The 7905-nt window shown below is 64.1% G+C and carries 9 protein-coding genes; 5 read left to right on the top strand and 4 right to left on the bottom strand.

Going from position 1 to position 7905, the window contains the following annotated elements; all coding sequences use genetic code 11:
• Positions 1 to 370 precede the first annotated feature (370 nt).
• Complete coding sequence (locus VEI45_RS02855; RefSeq protein WP_324849941.1) at positions 371 to 1081, top strand: hypothetical protein; 711 nt, start codon at positions 371 to 373, stop codon at positions 1079 to 1081.
• A gap of 2 nt (positions 1082 to 1083) precedes the next feature.
• Positions 1084 to 3042, top strand: coding sequence for a YhgE/Pip domain-containing protein (locus VEI45_RS02850; protein ID WP_324849939.1), 1959 nt, complete (start codon positions 1084 to 1086; stop codon positions 3040 to 3042).
• 145 nt (positions 3043 to 3187) lie between these two features.
• On the opposite strand, the gene VEI45_RS02845 is transcribed toward VEI45_RS02850, so the two are convergent.
• Genes VEI45_RS02845 through VEI45_RS02835 form a run of 3 tightly spaced genes read right to left on the bottom strand, consistent with a single transcriptional unit; the run spans position 3188 to position 4204 of the window.
• A complete protein-coding gene (locus VEI45_RS02845; RefSeq protein WP_324849937.1) occupies positions 3188 to 3499 on the bottom strand; it encodes a hypothetical protein in 312 nt (103 codons plus the stop codon).
• Positions 3500 to 3523: 24 nt separating this feature from the next.
• The gene (locus VEI45_RS02840; protein WP_324849935.1) at positions 3524 to 3790 is read right to left on the bottom strand and encodes a YdeI/OmpD-associated family protein; all 267 of its coding nucleotides are present in this window, start codon (positions 3788 to 3790) and stop codon (positions 3524 to 3526) included.
• A 30-nt stretch (positions 3791 to 3820) separates the two neighbouring features.
• Positions 3821 to 4204, bottom strand: coding sequence for a hypothetical protein (locus tag VEI45_RS02835; RefSeq protein WP_324849933.1), 384 nt, complete (start codon positions 4202 to 4204; stop codon positions 3821 to 3823).
• 223 nt (positions 4205 to 4427) lie between these two features.
• Between VEI45_RS02835 and VEI45_RS02830 the strand changes: the two genes are divergently transcribed.
• Complete coding sequence (locus tag VEI45_RS02830; protein ID WP_324849943.1) at positions 4428 to 4754, top strand: PE-PGRS family protein; 327 nt, start codon at positions 4428 to 4430, stop codon at positions 4752 to 4754.
• Positions 4755 to 4858: 104 nt separating this feature from the next.
• Here the strand turns inward: VEI45_RS02830 and VEI45_RS02825 are convergent, their stop codons facing one another.
• Positions 4859 to 5434: a hemerythrin domain-containing protein gene (locus tag VEI45_RS02825; protein WP_324849931.1), complete on the bottom strand. Its 576-nt coding sequence runs from the start codon at positions 5432 to 5434 to the stop codon at positions 4859 to 4861.
• A gap of 78 nt (positions 5435 to 5512) precedes the next feature.
• Here VEI45_RS02825 and VEI45_RS02820 point away from each other — a divergent pair, with 78 nt between their 5' ends.
• A complete protein-coding gene (locus VEI45_RS02820) occupies positions 5513 to 6232 on the top strand; it encodes a CoA pyrophosphatase (protein WP_324849929.1) in 720 nt (239 codons plus the stop codon).
• Between the two features lie 116 nt (positions 6233 to 6348).
• Positions 6349 to 7806: an aldehyde dehydrogenase family protein gene (locus VEI45_RS02815; protein WP_324849926.1), complete on the top strand. Its 1458-nt coding sequence runs from the start codon at positions 6349 to 6351 to the stop codon at positions 7804 to 7806.
• The last annotated feature ends 99 nt before the right edge of the window (positions 7807 to 7905 follow it).

Here is a 7905-nt window from a genome sequence, read left to right as displayed (position 1 = left end):
TTGGCGACTGGCCGGCGTCATGGGGCACACGATGACGGCGCCTTCACGAGTCGCAGCCGGCGCAAATTGGGCGGTACTCGATCTCATCTCCGACTGTGTTCGGTGTGATTCCGCAAACTCAGCTAGTTCTGTTCGGCAGCGGCCGCGAGGGCTGCTGATTGGCCAATTTCCTGGGGCTACCTGAGTCGGAAGCCGACGGTCGATCATGCTCGAGTGCTGCATGGCAAACTTGTAAAACCTGCGCGGTACCTCGCGAAGTGTTACAAACCGTTCTCTTCGATCGCCGTACATGCGGACACGAGCTCACATTGCGGTCGCACGTTTTGATCGAATGGACCTAACGTCCACCATCGGAGAAGAGAGCAACCCAATGGACGCACCGGACGAGCAGGATGCTGCCGCGCCGCCGACGCCGGCGGACACCGCGTCTGAGCCGACGCTGATCACCGCCACCGGACTGGGGGTGGACGGCGAGCACGCGCCGCTTTTTTCGGACATCGATCTCGCACTCACCTCGGGCTTCCACGCCATTCAAATGCCCGGAGGACCGGGGCAGACAGCTCTGCTGTTAACGCTCGCCGGGCGGCTCAAGGCCACCCACGGCACCGTAACTGTGCTCGGGGATTCGGATCCGCGCGCGATCCGCCGGCACTGCTCGATCGCGGCGTTCGCTGACATCGATGACTTGGAGGAGTCGGTGACGGTGCAGACCGTGCTCGCCGAGCAGCGCTGCTGGCTGGCGCCGTGGTACTCGCGGGTGCCGATCCAAGCCGGCCAGGCCGAACTGAGCAAAGTGTTCGGCGAGATGCCCCCGCCGTCGGCGGAGTCTTACATCGTGGAGTTGTCCGACCTGGAACTGTTCTTGCTGCGCATCACGCTGGCGCTGTTTTCGAACCGTCCCATCCTGGTAGTCGGCGACCTCGAGCAGGTCCGGGACAACTCTCGGCGGGCGATTGCGGTCGAGCGCCTCGGCGCGATCGCGACGCAGCGCACCGTCGTTGTGGGGGTGACCAACCCGCTCGGCATTGACGCCCCCGACCACGAACTACACGATCACCGCATCCTGACGGAAAGGGGCTAACGATGCTGGCTGGCCTCGCATTTGGTTCGGAAATCAAGCGTTTCGGCCGCAGCCGGATGACGCGCGCCGCGATCGTGGTCCTGATGCTGCTCCCGCTCGTGTACGGAGCGCTGTACCTGTGGGCGTACTGGGATCCCTTCGGTCATGTGAACAAGATGCCCGTGGCGCTGGTCAACTCCGACCGCGGCGCCGTCGTGTCCGGGCAGCAGGTGAACGCCGGCGCCGAGATCGCCAAAAGCCTGACGGCCGACCGCAGCCTGGACTGGCACGTGGTGAATCCCGACGAGGCGCGCAACGGAGTCGAACACGGCAAGTACTACTTCATGCTCGAGTTGCCGCCCGACTTCAGCGCAGCGATCGCATCGCCAGTGACCGGGCAGCCCAGACAAGCCAACCTCATTGCCGTGTACAACGACGCCAACAACTACATCTCAACAAGCATCGGTCGCACCGCCATCAGCCAGGTACTCAACGCCGTATCGACCCGGATCTCCGGACAGGCGGTCAATCAGGTGCTGTCTGTTGTCATCTCGTCCGGTGCAGGGATCAAGCAGGCCGCCGACGGGGCGCAACAGCTCGCCGACGGGGCGGCGCGGGTCGATGACGGCGCCGGCCAGCTTTCCGCCGGTCTGCACACCGCCCGGTCCGGCTCGGCGCAGCTTGCCACTGGCGCCAAGCAGCTCTCCGACGGCATCAACGAGGCCACTGAGCCGCTGCTCGCAGTTACCAAGGCGCTGTCGACGGTCGGGGGCAACACCGAGCAGCTGCGCCAGGGTGCAACCGCGATGCAGCAGGCCGTCGACCAGATCAATGCCATCGCGGTGGCACAGGACGCCGCTGCCAACGGACTCTCATCGGTGATCGATCAGCTCTCCGTCAGCCAAGATCCAGCCGCAGGCAACGCCGCGGCGACGCTGCGCGGGATACAAGACCAGCTCCGGCAACACCAGTTCACACCGCAGATCCGCCAGCAGCTCACCGACGCGCAAAACGCCGCTATCGCGATGAGCTCGACGCTGGGCGCACCCGGTAGCCCGCTGAAATCCGCCCTCGACCAAGTCGGCAGCAAAGGACAGGAGCTGACGAACAAACTGACCCAACTGCGAAACGGAGCCCAGCAGGTGGCCTCCGGCAACGCTCAGTTGGCAAGCGGCATCGCTCAACTCGATGACGGCGCACAGCAGCTGAAATCGGGTACCGCGCAACTCAAGGCGGGATCGTCCGAGTTGGCGACTAAACTCGCCGACGGCGCCAAGCAGGTGCCCAACTGGACCGCCCAGCAGAAACAGGCCGTCGCTGACACCATCGGTGGCCCGGTAAATCTCGAAACCACACATGAGAACGCCGCGCCCAACTTCGGTACCGGCATGGCGCCCTTCTTCCTCACACTCGCTCTGTTCTTCGGCGCCCTGGTGCTGTGGATGGTGCTGCGGCCCTTACAAAACCGCGCCATCGCCGCAGAGGTGATCGCGATTCGCGTGGCGCTCTCCAGCTACCTTCCCGCAGCGGTGATCGGGGTAGTGCAGGCGATCATCCTTTACGGTGTGGTGCGATTCGCCCTTGGGATGCACGCGGCTCACCCTGTTGCGATGCTGGCCTTCATGATTCTGGTTTCCTGCGCATTCGTCGCCGCGACGCAGGCGATCAACGCGCTCGTCGGCGCGGCGGTAGGGCGCGTACTGATCATGGCCTTGCTCATGCTGCAGTTGGTCAGCGCCGGCGGCATGTACCCCGTAGAAACCACCTCAAAGCCATTCCAGATATTCCACCGCTTTGACCCGATGACGTTCGGCGTCAACGGATTACGACAGCTCATACTGGGCGGCATCGATTTTCGGCTGTGGCAGGCGGTGATCGCGTTGATCAGCATATGGGCGGCGGCATTGACGATCTCGTGCCTATCGGCCCGGCGCAATCGGCTTTGGAACCTCACCAGACTGCTGCCGGCGATAAACATCTGAAGGTCGCTCGGCTATAACGGCGCTCACGCGCCGACCACCCGCTCCAGATCCTCCAGGGACGTGTCTAGGTGGCCCGGCAGCCAAAGCAGCCGCAAGTCACACCCGATAAGTGCCTGGGAGCTGGCGATGAACTGGCGGATGCCTGCTAAATCGACCAGTAAGGCTGTTGCTGGATCGCTCGGTGGAGAAAATCTGGCGTCGCCTGCTCGTCAGCCGGGATGCCATCACCATGGGCGAGTGGGCACCGCGATGGGTCGCCTTCGATGATCCAGACGGCTTTCACCGGCTCAGAGATCGGGGCGCCGGCAGGCGGCGCTATCAGGTCTGCGGCGAATCCGTGCGCGCGAGGCCAAGTGAATCCGTCGCTGTAAATCAATTCGCCGTCGTGGTTTTCAGCGATGACGTGGTAGTGGGGTAGACCGGCCAATTGTTCGCGATGCCGACTCGCCTCTTGCATGGGGTAAGCGTATTACGGCGACGGTTACTTGCCGGTGCGCTCGCGATGCTTACATCCAGGCCAGCAGCACGGCCGGCGTTGGCCTTCTTCCAGCTCCTCTTGGGTCCGACCGATGCGACGCTGCCGGGTCGTCACTTGCTTGGCATCCTCGACCCAGCAGATGAATTCGTTGCGTGCCAGCGGCGTGATGTCCTTCCAGGCCGCGAGTGCCGTGGAGTTCGCGATCAGCGCCGTGCGCAGGTCTGCGGGCAGTTTGTGTACCACCCCACCGGGCACCCCGTTACCACTCACGCGGCCAGGGTAACCCCTGACGTCCCGTGCTCAGTTGAGGCTGGACGACAGAACGTCGTGCAAGATGGCGGACTGGCTGCGGGCGGAGAACAGCTGGTAGCCCCGTTGAGCTAGCTCGCGGCGTGCGCGCTCGTCGCCAAGGAGCTCCGCACAGCGATCGACCAAACCGTCGTAGGCCGCGAACGCGATCCCCGACTCCAGGTCGCCGTCCTCGGTTGGATTGGCACCGCGCTCGGAAACCACCGTGCGTCTGTTGGCCAGCAGATATGAAACTCGCACGATCTCCAAGACCTTCGCTTCGTATACATGCATGTTGATGACGATCTTCGAACGCGCGATCAACGCATCGCGAGTAGCGACGTAGCCGCCGAATAGCCACTCGGTGCGAAAACCCCTGGCGCGCAGAGCATCCAAATTGCCGACTATTCTTCCGACTTCCGTACACATCGGCGTGGTAGCTGAGGTTGCCGACGCCGAGACTGGAGCTTCGGCGGGCCTACCCGACCGACGGCGAAATCACCCCCACGACTCTGCCACCAACACACCCGCCGACCGGACGTCAGTTAATTTTGACGGGGATGTTTTGCACATGTGTGGAAGTGGGTATCCTGCGCGCATGTTAGCGAAATTGAATCTGATGAAATCGCTGGTGGTTGGTGGCGCTGTTGCTGCAGCGATTGCTGTTACGCCTGTGGCGGCAGCCGAAGCTTTCGCGGCAGGCCCAGCGAACTCCGCAGCAGCCGCGCATGTGGTCTTCAAGCAAGACCCGGGCGGGGGCGGCTGCGACGTCAACGGCAACTGCGGCTCCGGTGGACAGTTCATGGGTCCCGGCGGCGGTCCGGGCGGGCAAGGCTGCGTCCCGGGCGTCGGTTGCGGTGTTGGCGGCCAGTTCTGGGGCCCGGGCGGCGTGCCGGGTGGTACCGGATGTCTGCCGGGCGTTGGCTGCGGCTCCGGCCACGGCTGACCTTCACTGAGTCCCACCGCTGGCTATCGACGGCCAGCCTCTAGATATTCACCGGCTGCGTGGTGGCCACGACGTCGCTGTGGGAGTTCGCCATGTGCTCCTGATTATTGGCCTTTCAGGCTGCCGATGCGCAGCGAGTAGTCGGTGGGTTTGGACGGTGCGGCGTTCTCGAGATCTTCCACGTAGCGTTGCGGGTCGCGGTCGGTGATGTCCAATCCCTTGGTGGTGGGGTGCTGGGCCATGAACTGGCGGTATTGCCGCCCGAGTGCTTCGCGAAGTCCGATCGGGGCATGACGGCGGAAGTCTGAAAGTCCTTCCCTTTCTTCTTCACTCATGTGGTCGTCGTTGGCTTGTCGGGTTTGGCCGACCGCCGCCCACCATTGTTCGGTGCCGATTGAGGCCGCGTTCGCCGCGCGCACTCCATCGCGAATGTCGTTGTGATCGCCGATGGCGTCCAGCGTCTCGCCTTCGGGATCGTCGACGCCGCGCTTCAGCAACTGCGGATAGAAGATCATTTCCTCGATGTAGGCGTGCAGGTCGAGCTTCTCGCCGAGTGGACGCCAAACCCGTTCGAGCGCGGCAGGGTTGATCGGCGTCTGTGCTCGCAGATCATCCAGCTTGGCGAACCGTTCGCGGAACCAGTCATGGTCGGCGAGGATCAGCTCGGTGATGTCAGCCATTTCGACCAGTTAATCAGCTCGTCTACGATCGCATTGGAATTCAGTGGGACCGCGCGCCCCTCAGCCTAGGCTCGGGAGATGCCGATCCGATATGACGAGGTGCTACGCGAGCAGATCCGGGACCATTTGGCAGATCATGACCGTCGCGTCGTGGCCGACCCGACGAAGCGGCACGCGGCGGTCGCAGTTCTGCTCGTCGACTCCGAGGTCGGAGAGGACCGGATTGACCCGGCGCCGGTGGACGACTGGATCGCAGGAAGCCCGATGCCGGAGGCCGGCCTCGACGGCCGCATGGTCGGCGTGTCAGGCGGTGCCGCGTTCCTGTTGTGCCGCAGGGCCTCTCGCCTCAACTCGCACGCGGCGCAATGGGCGCTTCCCGGCGGTCGTGTGGACCCGGGGGAAAGTGCCGTCGACGCAGCCCTGCGGGAGCTAGCCGAGGAGGTTGGCATCAAACTGGTCGACCCGACCGTGTTGGGCCTGCTCGACGACTATCCGACCCGGTCCGGATATGTCATCACCCCGGTGGTGATCTGGGGCGGCGGACGGCTCGATCCTCGACCGGCGCCCGACGAGGTCGTGGCGGTCTACCGCGTGGGTCTGCACCAACTGCAGCGCGAGGACTCGCCGCGATTCATCACCATCCCGGAAAGCCCGCGGCCGGTTGTGCAAATACCGTTGGGGAACGCCCTCATCCACGCACCGACGGGTGCTGTGCTGCTGCAGCTGCGCTGGCTATGCCTGGAGGGGCGCCACGATCCGGTCGACGAGCTGGAGCAACCAGTGTTCGCCTGGAAGTAGCGGGCGGGCCGGGCGTGGCGGCTCGTGACCTATCTCGTGGACCGCGCCGGCGCTGGGTTACACTCGTGATCCATCTCTACATAGATAGAGTCGCATCGAAGCGAGAAGGGATAGTCATGACGGTGCAGGACGTGCTGGAGGACATTAGTAAGCGACCCGGCACCGGCGACGTGATTCCGATCATCGATCCCGCCACCGAGGAGCAGATCACTGAGTTCACCGACTGCGGCCCCGAGGCGATCAACGACGCCGTCGCGCGCGCGAAAGCTACTGCCGAATCCGGAGTGTGGTCGGGCTTGCCGGACTACGACCGGGCCAAGGTGCTGTGGCGGGTGGCCGACCTGATCGATGAGAACGCCGACATCCTCGCCGAGCTTGAATCGCTCAACGCGGGCATCCCGCCGGCTCAGGCGCAGATCATCACCAAGGTCGGTTCCGAGTGGTTCCGCTACTACGCCGGCTGGTGTACCAAGATCGACGGCATCGCGCGCGATGTGAACACCGGCGGCCTGACCGGCGTCGACTCACATATGCACACCTACACGCTGCGCGAGCCCTACGGCGTGGTGGGGCTGATCTTCCCGTGGAACGGCCCGGTGTTCAACTACTGCGCCAAACTCGCGCCCTCGCTGGCCGCGGGCTGCAGCAGCGTCGTCAAGCCTGCTGAAGAAACGCCGCTGTCGGCGCTGGTCCTGGACAGGATCCTGGCCGAGGCCGGGGTGCCCGAGGGCGTCGTCAACTTGGTGAATGGCTACGGGCACACCGCAGGTGCGGCGATCACCGCGCACCCCGACGTCGAGAAGGTGGCCTTCACCGGATCGACGGAAGTCGGCCGGGCGATCGTGCACGCCTCGGCGAACAGCAACCTCAACAAGGTCACCCTCGAACTCGGCGGCAAGTCGCCGGTACTGGTCTACGACGACGCCGACCTGGACCTGGCCATCCCGATGGCGTCGTTCGGCACCTTCATCCACTCCGGCCAGGCCTGTGTGTGCGGGTCACGGATCTTTGCCCAGCGCGGTGTCTACGAGCGGGTCGTGGAGGGCATCGCCAACATGGCGAACGTCATGCAACTAGGTGGCCCCAAAGACGAGGGCGCCATGGTCGGCCCGCTGATCAGCCAAAAGCAGCTCACCCGTGTCCTCGGTTACCTTGACCAGGGTAAGTCCGACGGTGTCGAACTGGTCACAGGCGGGCACCGCCTCGACCGCAAGGGGTACTTCGTCCACCCGACCGTCGTCACCAACGTCGACCCCGATTCAAGCCGGCTGTTCCAGGAGGAGATCTTCGGACCGGTTGTGACGATCCTGCCGTTCGACGACGACGACGAAGCAGTTGCGTTGGCCAACAACAGCACCTACGGCCTGGCAGCCACCGCGTGGACCAAGGACCTGGGCCGCGCACACCGACTGGCCAAGCGGCTGAAGGCCGGGACCGTGGGGCTGAACTGCCAGATGCAGTTCGACCACTCCATGCCGTTCGGCGGCTACAAGCAATCCGGCTGGGGCTACGAATCCGGCAAAGCCGGCATCGACACCTACCTGCAGACGAAAATCGTTTGGGCGCAGATGTAACCGTTACGGACCGCAGTAGGGTGAAGACATGCTGCGTGGCGTGATAGGCGCGATTCAGCGATGGCAGTATCGTGGTGGTCGTCCCAGATGGTCAGCGCG

Source organism: Mycobacterium sp. (assembly GCF_035623875.1).
Classification (GTDB): Bacteria; Actinomycetota; Actinomycetes; order Mycobacteriales; family Mycobacteriaceae; genus Mycobacterium.
The sequence above is the reverse complement of the archived record's forward strand: the minus strand, read 5'-3'. Positions and strand labels throughout refer to the sequence as shown.

Bases quoted from the DNA above. Each gene is read 5' to 3' on its own strand.
- VEI45_RS02815 (WP_324849926.1), top strand. From the start codon at position 6,349: ATGACGGTGCAGGACGTGCTGGAGGACATTAGTAAGCGACCCGGCACC.
- VEI45_RS02825 (WP_324849931.1), bottom strand. From the start codon at position 5,434: ATGGCTGACATCACCGAGCTGATCCTCGCCGACCATGACTGGTTCCGC.
- VEI45_RS02820 (WP_324849929.1), top strand. From the start codon at position 5,513: ATGCCGATCCGATATGACGAGGTGCTACGCGAGCAGATCCGGGACCAT.
- VEI45_RS02830 (WP_324849943.1), top strand. From the start codon at position 4,428: ATGAAATCGCTGGTGGTTGGTGGCGCTGTTGCTGCAGCGATTGCTGTT.
- VEI45_RS02850 (WP_324849939.1), top strand. From the start codon at position 1,084: ATGCTGGCTGGCCTCGCATTTGGTTCGGAAATCAAGCGTTTCGGCCGC.
- VEI45_RS02845 (WP_324849937.1), bottom strand. From the start codon at position 3,499: ATGCAAGAGGCGAGTCGGCATCGCGAACAATTGGCCGGTCTACCCCAC.
- VEI45_RS02855 (WP_324849941.1), top strand. From the start codon at position 371: ATGGACGCACCGGACGAGCAGGATGCTGCCGCGCCGCCGACGCCGGCG.